Source organism: Stenotrophomonas sp. 278 (assembly GCF_003935715.1).
GTDB classification, from domain to species: Bacteria; Pseudomonadota; Gammaproteobacteria; order Xanthomonadales; family Xanthomonadaceae; genus Stenotrophomonas; species Stenotrophomonas maltophilia_AH.
The window spans coordinates 42,964-62,796 of the sequence record NZ_RHPP01000007.1 but is presented as its reverse complement, the minus strand read 5'-3'; the positions used below and the strand labels follow the sequence as shown (position 1 = coordinate 62,796).

At 64.8% G+C, this 19,833-nt stretch carries 16 protein-coding genes; 7 read left to right on the top strand and 9 right to left on the bottom strand.

From position 1 onward, the window contains the following. The coding region (locus tag EGJ34_RS02520; protein WP_125358786.1) for a c-type cytochrome at positions 1–1,215 on the top strand (1,215 nt) is incomplete at its 5' end. Positions 1,216–1,513: 298 nt separating this feature from the next. Here the strand turns inward: EGJ34_RS02520 and EGJ34_RS02515 are convergent. From EGJ34_RS02515 to EGJ34_RS02505, 3 genes are all read right to left on the bottom strand, one after another. After that, complete coding sequence (locus EGJ34_RS02515; RefSeq protein ID WP_125358783.1) at positions 1,514–2,068, bottom strand: TetR/AcrR family transcriptional regulator; 555 nt, start codon at positions 2,066–2,068, stop codon at positions 1,514–1,516. A gap of 4 nt (positions 2,069–2,072) precedes the next feature. Next, a complete protein-coding gene (locus EGJ34_RS02510) occupies positions 2,073–3,578 on the bottom strand; it encodes an MFS transporter (protein ID WP_221740370.1) in 1,506 nt (501 codons plus the stop codon). Positions 3,579–3,649: 71 nt separating this feature from the next. Further along, positions 3,650–4,972, bottom strand: coding sequence for a chloride channel protein (locus EGJ34_RS02505; protein ID WP_125358777.1), 1,323 nt, complete (start codon positions 4,970–4,972; stop codon positions 3,650–3,652). A gap of 277 nt (positions 4,973–5,249) precedes the next feature. On the opposite strand from EGJ34_RS02505, the gene EGJ34_RS02500 reads away from it, so the two are divergent. Next, positions 5,250–6,236, top strand: coding sequence for a hypothetical protein (locus tag EGJ34_RS02500; protein ID WP_260476879.1), 987 nt, complete (start codon positions 5,250–5,252; stop codon positions 6,234–6,236). Between the two features lie 47 nt (positions 6,237–6,283). Continuing rightward, positions 6,284–8,260, top strand: coding sequence for a choline BCCT transporter BetT (betT, locus tag EGJ34_RS02495; protein WP_125358771.1), 1,977 nt, complete (start codon positions 6,284–6,286; stop codon positions 8,258–8,260). 84 nt (positions 8,261–8,344) lie between these two features. On the opposite strand, the gene EGJ34_RS02490 is transcribed toward betT, so the two are convergent. The 6 genes from EGJ34_RS02490 to EGJ34_RS02465 form a co-directional block, all read right to left on the bottom strand. Continuing rightward, on the bottom strand, positions 8,345–10,195 hold the full coding sequence (locus tag EGJ34_RS02490; protein ID WP_125358768.1) for an XVIPCD domain-containing protein: 1,851 nt from the start codon (positions 10,193–10,195) through the stop codon (positions 8,345–8,347). 215 nt (positions 10,196–10,410) lie between these two features. Further along, positions 10,411–11,658, bottom strand: coding sequence for an OprD family outer membrane porin (locus EGJ34_RS02485; RefSeq protein ID WP_125358766.1), 1,248 nt, complete (start codon positions 11,656–11,658; stop codon positions 10,411–10,413). A gap of 11 nt (positions 11,659–11,669) precedes the next feature. Then, the gene (locus EGJ34_RS02480; protein ID WP_125358763.1) at positions 11,670–13,010 is read right to left on the bottom strand and encodes an SLC13 family permease; all 1,341 of its coding nucleotides are present in this window, start codon (positions 13,008–13,010) and stop codon (positions 11,670–11,672) included. A 70-nt stretch (positions 13,011–13,080) separates the two neighbouring features. Then, positions 13,081–14,013, bottom strand: a complete 933-nt coding sequence (locus EGJ34_RS02475; protein ID WP_125358760.1) for a hydroxymethylglutaryl-CoA lyase — start codon at positions 14,011–14,013, stop codon at positions 13,081–13,083. A gap of 2 nt (positions 14,014–14,015) precedes the next feature. Continuing rightward, entirely contained in the window at positions 14,016–15,203 is a 1,188-nt protein-coding gene (locus EGJ34_RS02470; RefSeq protein WP_125358757.1) for a CaiB/BaiF CoA-transferase family protein, read from the bottom strand. Between the two features lie 98 nt (positions 15,204–15,301). Then, positions 15,302–16,210: a LysR substrate-binding domain-containing protein gene (locus EGJ34_RS02465; protein ID WP_221740369.1), complete on the bottom strand. Its 909-nt coding sequence runs from the start codon at positions 16,208–16,210 to the stop codon at positions 15,302–15,304. Between the two features lie 137 nt (positions 16,211–16,347). Between EGJ34_RS02465 and EGJ34_RS02460 the strand changes: the two genes are divergently transcribed. The 4 genes from EGJ34_RS02460 to EGJ34_RS02445 all read left to right on the top strand — a co-directional run bounded on the left by EGJ34_RS02460 (position 16,348) and on the right by EGJ34_RS02445 (position 19,692). Next, positions 16,348–16,626: a hypothetical protein gene (locus tag EGJ34_RS02460; protein ID WP_125358754.1), complete on the top strand. Its 279-nt coding sequence runs from the start codon at positions 16,348–16,350 to the stop codon at positions 16,624–16,626. Between the two features lie 316 nt (positions 16,627–16,942). Beyond that, the gene (locus EGJ34_RS02455; RefSeq protein ID WP_125358751.1) at positions 16,943–18,091 is read left to right on the top strand and encodes an SPFH domain-containing protein; all 1,149 of its coding nucleotides are present in this window, start codon (positions 16,943–16,945) and stop codon (positions 18,089–18,091) included. Between the two features lie 15 nt (positions 18,092–18,106). Then, the gene (locus EGJ34_RS02450) at positions 18,107–19,447 is read left to right on the top strand and encodes a TFIIB-type zinc ribbon-containing protein (protein WP_125358748.1); all 1,341 of its coding nucleotides are present in this window, start codon (positions 18,107–18,109) and stop codon (positions 19,445–19,447) included. Then, complete coding sequence (locus EGJ34_RS02445) at positions 19,444–19,692, top strand: hypothetical protein (RefSeq protein ID WP_125358745.1); 249 nt, start codon at positions 19,444–19,446, stop codon at positions 19,690–19,692. Before EGJ34_RS02450 ends, EGJ34_RS02445 begins: the two co-directional genes overlap by 4 nt. The last annotated feature ends 141 nt before the right edge of the window (positions 19,693–19,833 follow it).

Here is a 19,833-nt window from a genome sequence, read left to right as displayed (position 1 = left end):
GCCTGCCATACCCGCCCTGGCGGCAAGCCGTTCGCCGGCGGGCTGCCGGTGGCGTCGCCGCTGGGCAACATCTACAGCACCAACATCACGCCGGACAAGACCACCGGCATTGGTGCCTATTCGCTGGATGACTTCGACCGCGCCGTGCGTCACGGCATCACCCCGGAAGGCCGCACGCTGTACCCGGCCATGCCCTACCCGTCGTATGCCCGCATCACCGACGACGACGTGCGTGCCCTGCATGCCTACTTCCTGCATGGCGACATCGCACCGGTGAACGAAGCCAACCGGGCGGCGGAGATTCCGTGGCCGCTCTCGATGCGCTGGCCGCTGGCGATCTGGCGCAAGACCTTCGCGCCCGACGCTGACGCGGTGGCATTTGATGCCAACAAGTACAGCGACCCGCTGCTGGCGCGTGGTGCTTACCTGGTGCAGGGCCTGGGCCACTGTGGCAGCTGCCACACCCCACGCGGCTTCGCGCTGCAGGAAAAGGCGCTGGACGAGTCCGGTGAGGCCTACCTGAGCGGCGGTCAGGTCATCGACGGCTGGAACGCGGTGAACCTGCGTGGCAACGAGGCCGACGGCCTGGGCCGCTGGAGTGCCCAGGACATCGTGGACACCCTGCAGACCGGTCGCAACGCGCACACCGCCGTGGTCGGCACGCCCATGGCCGACGTAGTCCGCCACAGCACCCAGCACCTCACCGAGGAAGACCTGCGGGCGATGGCGGCGTACCTGAAGCAGCTGCCGGCGGCGACGCATGATCCGTCGTCGTATGCGGTCAACGATGCCACTGCGAAGAAGCTGCAGGCCGGCATCAATGACAGCCGTGGGGCCGAACTGTTTGTCGACAACTGCGCAGCCTGCCATCGCACCGATGCCAAGGGTTACAAGGACGTGTTCCCGACGATTGCCGGCAATCCGACCGTGCTGGCGGACGATCCCACCTCGGTGATCCGCCTGCTGCTGCACGGCAGCGAGCTGCCCTCTACGGCCAAGCGCCCGTCGAATCTCGGCATGCCCGGGTTTGCCGATCGCCTGAGCGATGAGGAGATTGCGCAGCTGGCCACCTACGTCCGCCAGGAGTTCGGCAACAAGGCCGGCCCGGTAACGGCGGCGCAGTCGGCGGAAGTGCGCCAGCACCTGCAGGAAGAGGCGAAGGCACGCGACGACGCCCACGACCCCACCACCGCAGAATCCGCAGACGCCCCGTAGGGACGCGCCATGCGCGTCCGCCGGCCAATCGCGCAATCCAGGTTGGCCGGCGGCGGCGACGGCAATTCATTGCCCGGGCGCGTGGCGACGCGTTCATCGATAAGGTGCAGAAGGGATACGTTGGCGCGGGTCGCCGGTAGGGTCGCACGACAGTCGACCGCCGATAACGGTGCATCGCCCGGTGGGGCATGAACGATGAACGGAGGCGCTTGCCCGGCGGGGTCCATGCGTTAAGGCACCGATGAATGCTATCGGCAGGCGTCTTGCGACCGCCTCTACCAATGCCCGGTCCATCCAGTTATCGGGAATCACTCCGTTCTCCCAACATCGCCTGGATGCGTGCAACCACGCGATCACGCATGTCCGCATCCAACTTCCCGCCATACATCGCCTCATAGATCCACAACCCATCGGCGGCCAGCCGGGCGACGAACGCATCCAGCGCTTCCGGCCTTTCATCACCGACCTCCGGCACCCCCGGTGCCCACCGCGCCATCGCATCCGACCACGGCGCACGCTCGGCATCGGGTGGCACGGATTCCAGCATGAACATCAACTCCGCCCGGGTCGCACTCATCGCCGACACCCGGATGAAGGCCTGGTGCCGCTCATGCTGCGTGGTCTGATCGGCAGGCTTGCCAGCCAGCGCCTCCATCTGCGCTTCCCAGGTCTGCACCAGATGGGTATCAATTCCCTGCAGCAGCGCCTCACGAGAGGGAAAGTGATACAGCAGTCCCCCGCGCGTCAGCCCGGATTCGGCGGATACCGATTCGAAGGTAACAGCACGCACGCCGTCACGGTTGATCACGCGGACGGCGGCTTCAAGAATACGGGTGCGGTTGCTGGTTCTCATGCGCTCAATGTACGGGATTCATGCCGGCGGCGGGACGCCCGGCGGCTCCGCGCAGCAGTCGCGCCGTGGCCGCTGCGCCCACCGCCAGGACACCGACGATCAGCCACACGCCCCACCGATAGCTGGTGTCGTAGGCACCTTTCGCCGCGTCAACCCAGCTCGGATCACCCGCGGCCCGTGCGACGTCCAGCGCCTGCACCAGGCCCTGTCGCGCCGCTTCGGGAATGGCCAGGTCGGCCGGCAGGCTCAGGCTGTAGAGCGCGGCACTCAGGCTTCCAAGCACCGCCACGGCAAACAGACCGCCGAACTCATACGCCACTTCCTCCACCGACGACGCCATGCCGACGCGGTGCGGCGGCACGTTGCTGATGATCGCAGTGGATGCGACGGAGATCGCCGCACCGGTGCCCACTCCGGTAAGCGCCATGCCCGCAATCACCCACTGCAGCCCGTGCTGGAATCCAAGCGCAACCAGCGTAACGCCGGCGGCTGCGCAGGCCAGGCCGCCGCTGATCAGCGGCCGGTAACCCACCCGGTGCAGGAACCCGCCGCCAAGCAGCGCACTGGGCAGCGCGCCCAACGCGGCCACCGATACCAGCAGGCCGGCATTGAGCGGGGTGAATCCTGCCACCAACTGGAACCGCTGCGTGGTCAGAAGCTGCAGTCCCGCCAACGCGAACAGCGTGACGATGGCCGACAACGTACCGGCCAGGAAAGTCGGATTGTGGAAAATGCCAAAGTCCAGCAGCGGGTACGGCAACTGCCGCTGACGGCGCACAAAGGCCCACGCACCGAGTGCGGCAACCGCGAAGGCAATGCCGCCGGTCGCAAGCGAGGCCGGCGTGGCGATCAGCGACTTGATTGCCAGCACCAATCCGGACAGCGTCACCAGCGCCAGCAACGAGGAAACGAGGTCCCAGGGCCGCGTGGTATCGCGCTGGCCTTCCGGAGCCAGCAGCAGCGTGGCCGGGAACGTCAGCAGCACCACTGGCACATTGATCAGGAACACCGCGCCCCACCAGAAGTGCTGCAGCAGCAGACCACCGATGATGGGCCCGAGCGCCGCACCGATCAGCGCCACCGAACCCCAGATCGCAATGGCAAGGTTGCGCTCGCGCGAGTCCGTGAAGCTGAGGCCAATCAGAGCCAGGGTGGCCGGCATCATCGCGGCTGCGCCTACAGCAAGTAACGCGCGCGCCGCAATCAACTGTTCCGGCGTCGACGAGAACGCCGCGGCCAGTGAGGCTACGCCGAACAGCACCTGGCCGATCAGGAACATGTGGCGGTGGCCGATGCGGTCACCCAATGTGCCTGCGCCGAGCAGCAGGCCGGCCATCACCAGCGGATAGGCGTTGATAATCCAGAGCGATTCGCTTGGACTGGCACCCAGGGCTCCGGTCAGCGTGGGCAGGGCCGTGTACAGGACGGAGTTGTCGAGGGTGACCAGCAGAAGGCCGCCGGCGACGGTGAGCAGGAGGAGCCAGCGGCGGGCTTTCGTCATGGGGTTCATGGCAATAGTATACCGGATGTCCTGTATAGTTATCCTGCGAAGAGCAGCCGGGCAAGCCCGGCTCTACGGGGTCAGTGCGGTCGTGAAGGGTCCGCGGCGCTGGGGGTCAGCTGGTCGGCCAGGCCACGATAGATGGGTACCTTGCAGACCAGGCCGGAGACACCGCGGGCGATCAGCACGGTGGCCAGGATCGGCAGCAGGAGATCGCCGCTGTCGGTCAGTTCCAGCGAGATCACCGCCGAGGTCAGCGGAGCCTGGGTGACGCCGGTAAGATAGGCGCACATACCCAGCAGCACGAAGGCGCGCGGATCAACAGCCGGCATCAGCACCGCCAGGTTGTGCCCCAGTCCTGCGCCGACCGCCAGTGCCGGCGAGAACAGGCCGCCGGGAATACCCGCAATGTAGGACGCCAGATTGGCCAGCAGCTTCATCAACCCGAATTCGTGGCCGACCACGGCCTGCCCCTGCACCAGGCTGCGGGCCTGTTCGTAGCCGGTGCCGAACGCCCCTTCGCCGAACACGAGTGCCAGCAGCACCACGACCAGGCCACAGCCGGCCGCCAGCAGCACCGGATGCTTCTGGCGGAAATGTCCAAGCCAGCGCGGGCGACCCGAAACGCTGAGCAGTACGGCCTTGGCGAACAAGCCCCCCATAAGCCCCGCTACCACGCCGCACAACAGAATCGCCGCCCAGCCCTGCCCGAGCGGCAACCGCGCGCTGACGTGACCAAAGTAGGTGTAGTTGCCGAGCAACCCTAACGAAACAACACCACCGACGATCACAGCAGTGAGCAACGTTCCCGAAAAACGATGCTCGAACCGCCCGCTCAACTCTTCAATCGCGAACACAATCCCTGCCAGCGGTGTGTTGAACGCAGCGGCAATGCCCGCCGCACCACCGGCCAACAGAAAATGCGACAGCTCACGCGGATCACGAAACCCGAACCAGCGTCCGAACAGATACATCAGGCTTGCACCCACATGCACCGTGGGCCCTTCGCGTCCCACCGACGCCCCACCCAGCAGCGACAGCGAGGTAAGCAGCAGCTTGCCCGCCGATACCGCGGGCGAAAGATTGGTGCGCCGGAACTCCTCATCCGGGTTGTCCAACGCGGCGATCACCTGGGGAATGCCGCTGCCTCGAGTGGGCCGCAGCGCACCGGCGGTCAACCACGCCAGCAACGCGAAAATTCCAGGCGTGAGCAGCAGTGCCCAGTACGGTGAATGCGCAATGATCCGCTGAAACAGGTGAAATGCGGCGTCGCTGGCCTTCGCAAACAGAATGGCGATCAGCGCCACCGCAACCGCCCCGCCCCACAACGCCGCACGACGACGCCACGCCTCTGTCATCACCAGCGCGGCCAGGCGTTGACGTGTTCTGTGCAGATCGATCATGCACAGCAGTGTGACAGCTGAATGCGCGAGAGGATGGTGAAAATCTGGCGGAATACTGCGCGAAATCAGCTGAAAACAGCCCCATGTGTTTGAACCCATCACATGAATGAGGCTAAACTTGATCGCTTTCATTCGCAAAATGGAGGCAAGGGACGCAATCGTGCGAGCATTTCCCTATCTTGTGGCGGCAGCCATATCGGGCTTTACGCCTGCGGTTTCAGCTGCTGAAACATCCGCAAACAACGACGCTGAGCCGTACTTCGATGTCGGTGGCGCAGTGCGATTCAACTATGGCTGGCTCGACTACGGTCCCACCAGTCGCCTGCAGCTTGAACTGCTGCGTGCTGACGTGAAGGGTGGCAGCGGTCCGATGTTCTTCTCGGCGCAGTACCGCTGGTATGACGGCTTTGACGCCGTTCACCACGCCTACGTCGGTGCGAAGTTCAACAACAACACCAATGTGAAGGTGGGTATCCAGCAGGTGCCCTTCGGCCTGCTGCCGACGGTCTCGCAGAGCTTCTGGTTCGGCTCCGGCTACTACCTCGGGATCGAGGACGACTATGACCCGGGCGTGGTATTCACTCACCAGCGCGGCAACACCACCTGGCACGCCGGCTACTTCACCGGTGACGAATATGGCAGCGGCGCGCGCTACGACCGTTATTCGTTCGACGTGGCGCAGACCGACGCCCTTCCCTATCGTGAGCGCGGTCGTGTCCATGCGCGCGTGGAACAGGCCATGGACTGGGCTGGAGGCGACTTGCTGCTCGGCGGCTCGGCGTTTGCCGGCAAGGTGCAGAACACCCAAACCCGCCACCACTACGGACACCAGGGCGCTGCCGTGCATGCGCAATGGAAGCGCGATGGTTGGACCGCGCAGCTGCAGTGGGCACGCTACCGCTACGACATTCCCGAACGGCGCATTGCGCTTTCCGCGTTCGATGCCCCATTCGAGATTGCCGCCCAGGCCGACGTGCCCAGCGCCAACCTGGCGTACTCGTTCGGCGAGAACCGCCTGCTTGATGATGTGACCTGCTACAACAACCTCAGCATGACCCGCCCGGTCGGCCACAGCGCCGGCGTGCGCGATTCGTGGCAGAACGTCACCGGCTGCAGCTTTGCCAAGGGCATCATGCTGACCTACGTCGACTGGATTGCCGGCAAGGACATGTGGTTCGCCGGCGGCGAAGGCATTGGCATCGACAACGGCGGCCCCTCGCAGTGGCACTCACGCCTGAACGTCAACATCGGCTTCTACTTCTGACTGTCTGAAGGACGCTCACCACCCGACTCGTTTCCACGGAGGAACCCATGCAGAGCACCGCTCCGCACCATCCCCCCGTTCGCCAGCGGATTCTTCCGCAGGTGTTCATTCCCACCGCGACCATCGTCATTGCACTGCTTGCACTGGCAGCGTTCGCCCCCGACCTGGCCACGCGCTGGTTCACCGCCGCCAAGACCTGGGCGGCCAATGATGCCGGCTGGTTCACCATTCTTTCGGTGGCCGGCTTCCTGGTTTTCGTGGTCGGCATCGCGCTGAGCCGTTTTGGCCACATCAAGCTTGGACCGGACCACAGCACTCCCGACTACAGCTATGGCAGCTGGTTCGCGATGCTGTTTGCCGCCGGCATGGGCATCGGCCTGATGTTCTTCGGCGTTGCCGAACCGATCATGCACTTTGCCACGCCGCCCGTCGGCACGCCTGAATCTGCGGCCGCGGCCAAGCAGGCCATGCGCATCACCTTCTTCCACTGGGGCATCCACGCCTGGGCGATCTACGCCGTGGTGGCGCTGTCACTGGCGTATTTCGCGTACCGGCACAATCTGCCGCTGCGGGTTCGCTCCGCACTGTACCCGCTGATCGGAGAGCGCATCCACGGCCCGATCGGCCACACCGTGGACACGTTCGCCGCACTGGGCACCATCTTCGGCCTGGCCACCTCGCTGGGCCTGGGCGTCATGCAGATCAATGCCGGCCTGAACTACCTGTTCGGCTGGGAAGTCAGCACGCTGGTGCAGGTCGGGCTGATCATCACGATCACCCTTGTTGCCACCGGCTCGGTGGTGGCGGGCCTGGACAGCGGTGTGCGTCGGCTGTCCGAGCTGAACATGATCCTGGCGGCGGCCCTGCTTGCGTTCGTGCTGGTCTGCGGTCCCACCGCACACCTGATGCAGACCCTGGTGCAGAACACCGGGATGTACGTGTCGCAACTGTTCTCGATGACCTTCAATCTGTACGCCTACGAGCCGACCGGCTGGCTGGGTGGCTGGACCCTGTTCTACTGGGGCTGGTGGATTGCCTGGTCGCCGTTCGTCGGCATGTTCATCGCCCGCATCTCGCGCGGCCGTACCGTGCGTGAATTCGTAGTGGGCGTGCTGCTGGTCCCGCTGGGCTTCACCTTCCTGTGGATGACCATCTACGGCAACACGGCCCTGCATATGGTCAGAGCAGACGGATTCCATGAGCTGGTTCAAGCCGTATCCAATGACAGCTCCATCGCCCTGTTCGAGTTCCTGGGCCACCTGCCGCTGACCATGTTGACCTCGTCGCTGGCGGTGGCGCTGGTGGCCTTGTTCTTCATCACCTCGGCCGACTCGGGCGCACTGGTGATCGACATGCTGACCTCCAAGGGCGAGGAGGAATCACCGCTGTGGCAGCGGATCTTCTGGGCGCTGCTGGTCGGTGCATTGGCCATCGCCCTGCTCATCGCCGGTGGCCTGGAATCGCTGCAGGCGGCCACCATTGCCAGCGCCCTGCCCTTCACCGTCGTGATGATCCTGATGTGCTGGGGCCTGCTCAAGGCGATGCACCTGGACGCCACCAAGCGCTCCATCCTGCGTGACGCGCGCATCCTGCCGGGCACGAGCGACGACTGGAAGCAGCGCTTGAAGCTGCTGGCGCATAACCCGCTCAAGGTTGAAGTTACTGGCTTCATCCAGCAGAAAGTGGTGCCAGCCCTGGAGGACGTGGCGGCGGAGCTGCGCAAGCAGGACCTGCCGGTGCAGGTCACCCATGGCGAGGACGGTCGCGCGTGGCTGCAGGTCGGCCACGGTGAGGAAATGGACTTCTTCTACAGCGTGAGGCCGCAACCCTATGCGGCACCCACCTTCGCCCTGCAGGACCCGCGCCGGCCGGTAAAGGAAGGCACCCAGTACTACCGTGCCGAGGTCTATCTGCGCGAGGGCGGCCAGGACTACGACGTGATGGGCTGGACCCAGGTGCAGCTGATCCACGATGTGCTGGACCAGTACGAACGCCACCGCCAGTTCCTGGACCGCGTGCGCTGATCTGTAATCAGAAGGGGTCGCTCGCGCGACCCCTTCTGCTTCACCACCGGTAGTGACGCGCCATGCGCGTCAGCACGGAAGGTGTCAGCGGCCCATTGAACGCGACACCACCTGCTCCTGCACCTGCTCCTGCTGCTGGCTCTGCACACTGTCCGCAATCCGCTGATTCACGCTCTCCAGTGTCTCAAGCTGCTTCTCGACAGGCGTCGCTACCGCCTGCGCGGTTTCGGTTCGCGCAATCTGTCGGTCGGCCGCATGCGGCTGCCCCTGCACCGCGAACGCGTATCGCGCATCTTCACTCAGCACGGCCTCATCAATGCGGCACATGCCTTTGTCCTTCGCGGCCACCAGCAGCGCCATGCCCAGGCGTTCACTGCTTTGGTCCGGCTCACGCCCCATGGCAGCATCCAGACGATTCACCGCCCCATGGCTTTGCAGCCACAATGGATGATCAGCACTGCTGGCCTGGCGCGGATCATTCGCCGGCAGCAGAGGTGAGGGAGGCGGAAGGTCACGCAGGTGCGCGCCGTCCACCGTGGCGTCGATCTTCTGCGCGCCCACCTGCTTGTCCGCAGTGGCAATCCGGAACATCTTCTCGGCCATGCCATATTCGGATTGACCCTGGTTGCGCGCCAACGATGCCGCGAAGGCATCCACGTCGGTCTGCGCAGCGCCACGTCCGTCTTCGGCCAGCAGGTGCCAGCGCGTGTCGAGATTCGGGCTGTCCCGCACCATCTGCTGGGTGCGTTCCATCATCGCGCGCATCTGGTCTTCAGTGAAGCTGACCGTGTTGATCTCGCCTTCGCGGACCGGACCTCGCAGCGCACGACTGGTATCACCCGACAGCGCGGCATTGAGCAGGCCGGCGACCTGCTCACCCTGCTCATGCTCACGCAGGTCAAAGGTGAACTCGTAGCGGCGTTGGTCGCGGAGCTCCTGACCGTCGCTACCATAGGCACTGACCCGGGTCACCGGCAGGTTGCCGCTGTAGTGCACGTTGCGCAGTTCTGTGTAGCTGCCATCGTCGCGGCGCACCTGGGTGACATCGCCACTGTTGCGCGCGCCGGCCAGATCGACCCCAAACGCGGAACCCACGTCCACCTTCAGGCGCGCCTGCGAACTCATGCCCAACCGCTCCACCGTGGCCACGTCCGTCATGCCGGGTGTGTTCGCGTCAAGCGAGCCATTGGCCACGAACTGCTGATAGGCCGTGCGACCGTCCGCATCACCCAGTTCAAAAGTGGCGGTACGTACGCTGGATTGGCCCAGCGCATCCTGCCGCCCCGCGATCGCGGTCACGCCCCTGGCCGAGAAGCCGAGCCCATTGAACGCTTCCACGGCCTGGTTGGGGCCGGTGGTGACGCGCACCCGGCCGTCATCCAGCCGATCCACGCGGAAGCTGGCACCTTCGGCTTCGGTCAGCTTGTGCTCGGCGGCGATGTGGCGGAACGTGCCGGACATCGCGGTGCCACTGAACGACTGCGCGTCCAGCGTGACACTTCCCCCCTTGGGGATCGTCTGCGGATCGAACGGGTTGATTCGGGTCGGATCGGAGCCATTGCCCTCGGGCAGGCTCACCCGGTAACGACCACGCAGGCCTTCAGTCTGGGTCGATTCGCCGATGCCGCTCTTCTGGCGCTGACCGGCAACGGTCTCCATCTCCAGCTGGTAACTCACCCGGCCATCGGCTGTGCGTTCACTTGCACCCAGCGTGGTGGCACGGAATGGTCCCCCTGCTGGACCTGCGCCTTGCTGGCGCGCTTCCTGGGTGACCTTGAGGCCGCCGTCGCCAGGCGTGGCGCTGACCGAAGTGCGACCGGCCTTGCCATGCACTTCGACGTTGGAGGAGGTGTAGGTCGGATCGAAGGCTACGTCGGCGGCGTTGCGCGCGGCTGCGTCAACGGACGCGCCCTCCTTCCGTGTAGGGTCGTTCATGTCACTTCCATTTGCTACAGACGATCCGAGTATAAACCGCGGTCGCCACTCCATGTGTCAAATGATTGACACATGCTTCGGGCGCGACCGTGTTGGCGCACACCGACATACTTGGGGCGCGGCGGTGTTGTAGAGCCGGGCTTGCCCGGCTGCTTTCGGCGGCATCGCGAAAAGCAGCGGGGCAAGCCCCGCTCTACGGAGGCGCGAGCCCCACGTCAAAGCGACGTGGAATACACCAGCATAAAGCGGTTCTCCTCGGCATCGCGCTGATAGTTCGAACGGAAGAACCCATTCCGCCAACGAATCGAGAAGTCCTTCAGCGCCTCGCTCTGGAAGGTGTAGCCGATCTCGAAATCGCGCTGCCACTGCCTGCCTTCACCTGCAAAAGTGTTCGGGCGCGCATTGTCACCCTTCACGTAGCGCACGAGGAACTTCAGACCCGGAACCCCGATGCGCTTGCCATCCAACTGATAACGCGCCTGCCAGCTGCGCTCGTCGCGCTCCATGAAATCGTTGATGAAGGTCCAGTTGAACACATTGCCATCCGTGCCACCGACGAAAGGCATCGCGCTGTCGCCGCTCATGTCCTGATAGGCAACTGCGAATTCCTGGCCGTTCACGTTCCACGCCACCAGCGCGTTCACCGCGCGGTTGTCGACCACACCCGCCAGGGCCTGCCCCACATCGTCGGAGACGTAGTAGCGCAGCTCGGTGTCGAGGCGACCGATTGGCAATGGCTGGCGATACGCCACCGAGGCCACCTGCTGGCGGTAGATGTCCTGCAGTTCCGCATGTTCGATCCGCAGCTTCAACTGGTCGTTGACCTTCCAGCCAGCGGCGAACAGGTCCAGATGATCCGAGTCCGGCGTTCCGCTGAAGCGACGATCCTTGTTGGTGATGGTCAGATGCACCCGATCCACGCCATCCCGGTACCAGCTGCGGTCAAAGCGCTTGTAACCCAGCTCCAGCCCATTGCTGAAGGCGGCCCCGAGCGATGCGCCTTCGAAGGTCTGCGGCAGCAGACGGCTGGTGTTCGACTTCAAGGTCAGGTCGGAGGTGATGTGACTGCCCACCCGCAGCTCAGCCGGACCGGCCTTGGCCTTGCCGGTGATCGCCACGCGCCCGAAGGTGGTGCGCGCACCGTCTTCGTCATACGGCAGGATGCCGGTGCCGACCTCGGCATCACTGCCGTCCAGCTTCAGGTCGCCCAGCCCCAACAGGTCCAGGCCGAAACCCACCACACCGGGCGTGTAGCCGCTGCGGGCGTCAATCATCAGACCCTGCGCCCATTCCTCGCGCTTACCCTGCCCGCTGCCGCTGCGGAAATCGCGGTTGTAGTAGAAATTGGTGGCGGTCAGGTCAACCTCGGCCCCTTTGAAGAAGCCCTGCGGCGCATCTTCGGCCAGCGCCGTGCCACTGGCCAGGCACGCAGCCGCCAGCAACGAAATCTGTACGTTACGCATGTTTGAACTCCTTAGAAGATCGCGCTGGCAATGAGGATCAGCACCAGCGACACCACCGAAGCCATCGACAACGGCAGGCTCAGCGTCTTCAACGTGCCACGCAGGGTCATGCCCATCGTGGTCTGCATCAGCCAGAAGGTATTGCTGGTGACGTGCACCAGGAACAACGAGCCCGAACCGGCGGCCAGCGCCACCAGCACTGGCGGAACGTCCAGCGAATGCAGGGCCGGTGCCAGCAGGCTGGCCGCGGTGATCGCCGAGGCCGAGACCGAGCCGATCGCAATGTGCAGAATCGCCGCCACCAGCCACACCAGCAGCAGCGGTGCCGCAGTGTTGGCAGTGAAGTAGCCCGACAGGATGTCGCCCATGCCAGTCGTCGCCACCACCGCAGACAGGGAGCCGGCGACCCCGGTCAGCAGCAGGATCTGGCCGCTTTCCTTGAACGCATCGGTCACCGCGCCGCTGCGGTCCTTCGCCGGAATCGTGAAGCGGGCAATGAAGAAGGCCAGCGCCAGGCCGCAGAACAATGCAAAGGTGGAATTGCCAATGGCTTCCAGCACCGGCGCATCCCAGCCCATCACGCGATCCACCGCACCCAGCGCGATCATCAGCATCGGCACGATGATCGGCAGCAGCGAGAGCTTCAGCGGCACCGCGTTGCCTTCAGCGGTTGCATCAGCGGCAATCACCGCCGGCTGTTCCTCTTCCGGCAGTTCGTCGGTTTCCGGCTTCCAGAAGCCGCGATGCAGCAGCCAGTGGAAGCCCCACAGAGTCAGGAACACGGTCGGAATGGCAATCGCCAGCCCCACCAGCAGCATGGTGCCCAGTTCCACGTCGAGCACCGCCGACAGCGCCAGCGCGGCCACGCCCGGCACCACCATGGTCAGCGCCATGTAGATGCCCACACCCACCGCCGCGGCCATCTTCGGCAGCGCATCGCCCCCCATGCGACGCGCCGTTGCCCGTGCCAGCGGCGCGGACATCAGCAGCAGCACGTCGGTGTAGATCGGCGGGAAGATCACCGTCAGGATGGTCGCGAACGCGTACGGCATCTGCCTGGGCTTGAAGGTCTTCACCAGCAGCCGCACCACCTGCTGGAACGCGCCCATTCGATGCAGGAACGCCCCGATCATCACCCCGAAGCCGATCAGCAGGCCGATCTTGCCCATCAGATCGCCAAACCCTTCGGTGATGGCCTTGATGGTCTCGGCAAAGCCCAGCCCGGAGCTCAGGCCCAGGTACAGCGGCCCGGCGACCAGCGCGATCATCGGGTTGACCTTGAAATAGATGATCAGCAGAACGATCAACAGAATGGCGAACATGGCGTTCGCCAGCACAAACCACTCGTGCATGATTCCCTCCCAGGAATACAAAGCTGGTTGAAGCGCACGCCGGCGCAACCTGCACCGGCGCGCGGAATGATCAGGCGGCGCGCAGGCCCGGCGGAGCCGGATGCAGGTCGCCTACCCGGCCGGCCTTGGCGACCTGGCCGGAGGTTTCGTGGCCGACCAGTGCCGGCAGCGTTTTTGAGAGTTCGATCAGCCGCAGCAGATCCAGACCAGTGGGGATGCCCATCTCCTCGCACATGGCCACCAGGTCTTCAGTACAGATGTTGCCGGACGCCCCCGGCGCGAACGGGCACCCGCCCAGTCCCCCCAGCGAGGCATCGAAACGCTGCGCACCGGCGTCATACGCCGCCACCACGTTGGCCAGGCCGAGCCCGCGCGTGTCATGGAAATGCAGGGTCAGCCGTGCCGGCGACACCAATTCCAGCGCCTGCTCGACCAGTCGTGCCACCTGGCGCGGATTGGCCATGCCGGTGGTGTCAGCCAGGGTGATCCCTGCGCAGCCCAGATCCAGATACCGGCGCATGATGTCCAGCACCTTTGCCGGTGCCTGCGCCCCTTCGAATGGGCAACCAAATGCGGTGGCCACCGTGCCGTTGAGCAGCTTGGAACTGTTGTTCAGCGCGGCGATCTGCACGAAGCCGGCAAAGCTCTGCTCAGCGGTCATGCGCATGTTGGCCAGGTTGTGGGTTTCGCCCGCCGACATGACCAGGTTCAGTTCATCGGCACCGGCTGCCAGCGCACGCTCCGCGCCTTTCAGGTTCGGCACCAACGCGACATACACCGTGCCAGCGGCACGCTGCAGGCCCGCGAACACCTCGGCGGCATCGGCCAGCGCCGGGACGGCCTTCGGCGAGACGAAACTGCTCACCTCGACACGTGCAAAACCCAGTTCGCCGAAGGCATTGCCCAAGCGGATCTTCTCGGCGGTCGGCACGAACACCGGTTCGATCTGCAGCCCGTCGCGCAGGCAGACTTCCTGCACGACCAAGGGACGGGTTGTAGTCATGTTTACTTCTCCCTCGCCGTGATCCGGGCGATCGCATCGGCAGCCAGGCCGAGATCGGTAAGCACCTGCGCGGTGTGTTCGCCCAGCGCCGGCCCGGTCCAGCGCATTTCGCCGGGGGTTTCCGAAAGCGTGGGCACGATGCCTGGCAGGGTGATCGGCTGTCCGTCAGGCAATGTGGTGTTCAACAACATGCCGCGCGCCTGGTAATGCGGGTCGGCGACGATGTCGGCAGCGGAGTAGATGCGCCCGGCCGGCACATCGGCCAGGTCCAGCGCTTCCAGCACGGCATCAATGTTGCGGCCGCTGGTCCAGTGGGTGATCGCCGCATCCAGTTCCGCATTGCGCGCTACACGACCGGGATTTCGGGCCAGCGCGGGATCGTCGGCCAGGTCATCACGGCCAATGGCGCGCATCAGGCGCCGGAAGATCGGGTCGCTGTTGCCCGCGATAACCACGAACGCACCATCTGCGGTGGGATACGTATTGGAAGGACTGATGCCCGGCAATGCACCGCCGGTGCGCTCACGCACCTCGCCGAACATCGCATATTCCGGCACCAGGCTTTCCATCAGGTTGAACACGCTTTCAACCAGCGAAACGTCCACCACCTGGCCGCCGCCCTGCCCGGTTTTCACCCGCAGCAGCGCCATCAGCGCGCCCATCACGCCGTGCAGCGAGGCCAGTGAGTCGCCCAGGCTGACACCCACGCGCGCCGGCGGCGTGCTCGGGTCACCGGTGGTGTAACGGATGCCGCCCATGGCTTCGCCAATCGCGCCGAAACCGGGGCGGTCGCGGTAGGGGCCGGTCTGGCCGTAACCCGAGATGCGCACCATGATCAGGTTCGGGTTCATCGCCGACAGCGCGTCCCAGCCCAATCCCAGCTTTTCCAGGCCGCCGGGGCGGAAGTTTTCGATCACCACGTCGGCGCTGGCGGCCAGCTGGCGTGCCGCATCGGCCCCGTCAGCAGACTTCAGGTCCAGCACCACGGATTTCTTGTTGCGCGCCTGCAGCGACCACCACAGCGAGGTGTCGCCATGCAGCTTGCGCCACTTGCGCAGCGGGTCGCCCCCTTCCGGCGACTCCACCTTGATCACTTCGGCTCCGAATTCGGCAAACAGGCGCGCGGCGAACGGCGCGGCAATCAGCGTCCCGAATTCAACAACACGAATGCCCTGCAACGGACCTGGCATCCTGACTCCCTCCTGCGACAATGCAGCGCAGGGTAGCCAGCCTTCACACGGTTGCGCCAGACCTCATTCGCGAAACGGCGTTCGCGTTTGGCGAACGCCTAATCCTTTGGTCGAAGATGGTCCAGCAGCTGCTGCGCGGCCGTGGAGAGGGCGCGTCCGTTGCGGTAGACCAGTTTCAGCTCTCTTTCCGCCCAGGTGTCGGTGAGTGGTTCGAAGTGCAGCTTCATCGAGCGACCGAACAACTCGAACACCGGCTCGGGCACCAGCCCGATGCCCAGGCCCGCCTGCACCGTGCGACAGATGGCGTCGAAGCCCGGCACATGGATGCGTCGCCGCAGCGAGCGCCCTGCATCACGTGCGGCAATCTGCGATCGAGTGAAGATCGAGCTTTCCGCGTGCAGCGCCACCTGGTCGTACGGCAGCGTGTCGGCGAATGCAATCGGGCCCTGCCCGGCAAGTGGATGGTCCGGGCGCATCAGCATCACCAGCCGGTCGCGCCGGAACGGCAGCACCGCCAGGTCACCCAGCTCACTGTCGCCGGAACAGACGCCGATTTCCGCCCAGCCTTCCTGGATGCCGCGCACCACACCCGGCGTGGGCCGTTCTTCCAGTTCGATGCGCAGGTCCGGGTGTTCCAGGAAAAACGCCTCCAGCGCTTCCGGCAGGTACGCCACGATGGCCGAGAGGTTGGCCAGCATGCGGATGTGCCCCCGGATACCCCGCCGGTACTCCAGCAACTCGCTGGATAACGCCGAAGCCGCCAGCAGCATGCGGCGCGCGTGCTGCAGCAGGCTTTCGCCGGCCAGCGTGAGCTGCATGCCGCGGCTGTTGCGGGTGAACAGCACGACATCCAGGCCGCTTTCCAGGTCGTTCAAGCGCCGGCTGGCGGCCGACGTGGCAATGGATTCGCGTTCGGCCGCCTTGGACAGCGAGCCTTCCTCCACCACCGCCACGAACAGACGCAGCGTGGTAAGGCTGATGCGGTCCACGGGCATGGGCTGGGTCACAAGCAACTTCCGGATACGACGACACAGCACAAGATGATAGCGCCTGCGCCGCGCCCGCCACGGAACCTTAACGCCACTTGCCTATGCTGTGCCCGCGCCGGAATTCACGCGCCTTATCCGCATTGCAAGGAGTAAGCATGAAAAAGCTGCACGCCGCCCTGTTCGCCGCCTGTCTGCTGGGTGCCAGCCCGCTGGCCTTCGCCGAAGCCGTCAACCTGACCAACAGCGCCGAAGGGGCCAATCGTGACGCGGGCATTACCGCGGTAAAGAAGAAGCTGCAGGATGCCTGCACCGAGCGCAAGGGCACTGCCGACGCCAAGTCGTTCGAGGTGGTGTTCGAGAAGACCAGCGAAAACCCGGATGTGCCGAAGCCGTACTACGTAGACGGCAAGATGAAGTGCACCCTGCCGGGCTGATCGATCCGGAGGTAGAAACGCTCCGATTATCGAATGACCACGAAACGTATCCGGGTAGAGTCGGTCGCAAGACGACTGCCCTGAAATCCCCAACGCCCGGTAACGCATTGCAATCGAACGAAACAGAGATGCCGGCGCAGCGCCGGCATCCACCTCGATCCAACGTCATGCGTCAAAGAACGTTGCACCGTCCACGGCAGTCGTCTATCGACCGACTCTACCCCCGACCGCCCCAAGCGCCCCGGAACCCAGAGTCCCCATCCCCACCCCACCTGCCTGCTATAGTCCGGCCATCCAGCAATCACAAGGAACGGTCATGGGTCTGATCCAGGCGGTAAAGGGTGCAGTCGGCGGTGTTCTGGCCGACCAGTGGAAGGATTTCTACACGGTGCCCAACGGCCTGCCGTCCACGGCCGCGCTGTTCGCCGCCGTCCCGCGCGGCACCAATGCCGGCCGCGGCTCCAACACCAGCAGCTCGTCCAACATCATCAGCAACGGCTCGAAGATCGTCGTGCCCGAAGGGTACGGCCTGCTGCTCATGCAGGACGGGGCGATCACCGCCTTTGTCGCCGAGGCCGGCGGCTACGAGTGGCGCTCGGACGACCTGAATTCGCAGTCCATCTTCGCCGGCGACGGCCTTGTCACCCCGCTGATCAAGCAGAGCTGGGAGCGCTTCAAGTTCGGCGGCCAGCCCGGCGCGCAGCAGGCGGCGTTCTTCGTTTCGCTGAAAGAACTGCCCGACAACCGCTTCGGTACCCAGTCGGAAATCTATTGGGACGACGCCTTCCTCAATACCCAGGTTGGCGCGGTCACGCGTGGCTCCTACACGCTGAAGATCGAAGACCCCATCCTGTTCGTGAAGCACTTCGTGCCCGCCGCCTACCTGCAGCAGGGCAAGGTGTTCGACTTCACCGACATGGACAACGCTGCCGCCAACCAGCTGTTCAATGAAGTGGTCAGCTCGCTGGCTCCGGCGTTCAGCCTGTACAGCAACGACCCGGCCAAGGGCAACCGCATCACCAAGCTGCAACAGGACTCGCTGGGCTTCGCCCAGAGCTTGTCGGCGGCGGTCGAACAGGGCTACCAGTGGAAGTCCGACCGGGGCCTGGCCATCGTCAAGACTGCCATCGTCTCCATCGAGTACGACGCCAACACCCGCGAACTGCTCAAGACCGTGCAGCGCGCCGACGCGCTGGCCGGCAGCCGTGGCAATTCCAATCTGCAGGCCAGCGTTGCCCAAGGCATCCAGTCGGCCGGTGAGAACGGCGGTGCCGCCGGCCTGATGGGCATTGGCATGGCCAGCGGCATGATGGGCGTGGGCAACCTGCAGCAGCCGGCCACGCCGGCCGCCGCGCCGGTGGATGACACCGTGGCCAAGCTCAAGAAGGCCAAGGAAATGCTCGACCTGGGGCTCATCACCCAGGCCGATTACGACGCTGCCAAGGCCAAGGCGCTGGGCCTGTAAGACGCAAGGCCCGCCATGACCCAGCCAGGAAACACCCCGCCACCGCTGCCGCCGGTGCCGCCGCCGTTGCCCAAGGCCACGCTGGACGGCCCCGGTTCGCCGCAGGACGTTCCGCCCCTGCCCGGCAGCTTCCCGCTCGACCCGGCCACCCTGCCCGACCCGATCCGGGCCGAGATTGAAGCGCCCGATCCCGATGCGCTGGACACCTCGGCCACGGAACTGAAGGACGGCGTCAACCGCTGCCCGAAGTGCGGCTCCAGCGACGTGCGCCTGAAGATCGGCACCGATGTGCTGGTCTGCCAGTACTGCCGGCACCAGTGGCATGGTGACCGCGTGGAAGAGGCGTTTGGCCTGGGCGACGGCCTGGACCAGCTTCGTGGCACGAACATCGCCAGCGGTGCCCGCAACATCGACGCGGGCACGGCGGCGCTGATGAGCTTCAAGTGCACCGGCTGCGGTGCCGAAGTGACCATCAACACCGAAAGCAGCATGACCGCCCGCTGCCACTGGTGCCGTCACGTATTCGGCGTGAACGAACAGGTCTCAAACGGTGCCGTGCCCGATGCGGTGTTGCCGTTCCGGATCAGCAAGGACGACGCGGTCGCCCGCATTCGCCAGTTCGTGGACAAGCGGCGGCTGTTTGCGTTGAAGGCGTTCAAGGATCAGTTCACCCCGGAAAACGTGGTCGGTGTGTACATGCCGTACATGATCGTGGACAGCAATGTCAGCGCGGCTGTGTCTGGCAAGGGCGAGATCCAGACCCGCGAATACACCGTGGGCAGCGGCGACAAGAAAAAGACCTACTACGACGCCGATGTGTACCAGGTGGACCGCCAGGTCGATTTCACCGTGGACGACCTGCCGCTGGAGTCCTCCGCCCAGCGCGGCAACCTGGACATCAACGTCAACACCAACAACATCATCAATACCATCCTGCCGTTCGACACCAAGAACGCCGTGAAGTGGAACGCGTCCTACCTGCTCGGCGTCTCATCGGAGAAGCGCGACTTGGACGTGGAAAAGATGATGCCGCGGCTGGAAGACCAGCTGCTGTCCATCGCCCGATCGGAGGTGCACAGCTCGGTGCGTCGTTACAACCGTGGCGTGCGGTGGGAGCAGGAGCAGCTGGAAGTGCACGGCACCCGCTGGGTCTCCATGTACCTGCCGGTCTGGTTGTATTCCTACCACCAGCCCGGCCGCAACGGCGGCATGCTGCACTACATCGCGGTCAATGGCCGTACCGGTGAAACCATGGGCAGCGTGCCGGTGCAGCAGTGGAAGCTGCTGCTGGCCGCGCTGACCACCGGCACGATCGTGGAAGCCCTGGTCATCGCCCTACTGGTAGCAAGCGCATGAGTGACGATAGTGGTCTCTGGTTGTTGGCGGCCGGCCCTGCGGCCGCCACCGGGTTGTACTGGGCGCTGTACCGGTACTATCGCAATACCGACAAGTCGCATGCGTTCGAGCGTGAGACGCTGGTGGAGGCAAAGCCGGTGACGGGCGACGAGCGCAAAGTGGCGACCAATAACGGGACGCAGGAAAGGCGAATTCGCGGCGACAACGTGGGCGAATATCGGAAGCGGGTATCGCGAACGCGGTGATGGGTTCGGGGTTCGGGGTTCATGGATCACGCGCATGACGCGTGACTACGAATGCTGGCGATTGGTAGAGTCGGTCGACAGACGACTGCCGATATCAATGATCGGCACGGGTCGTGACCCACAGGACGAAGCTGAATAGGC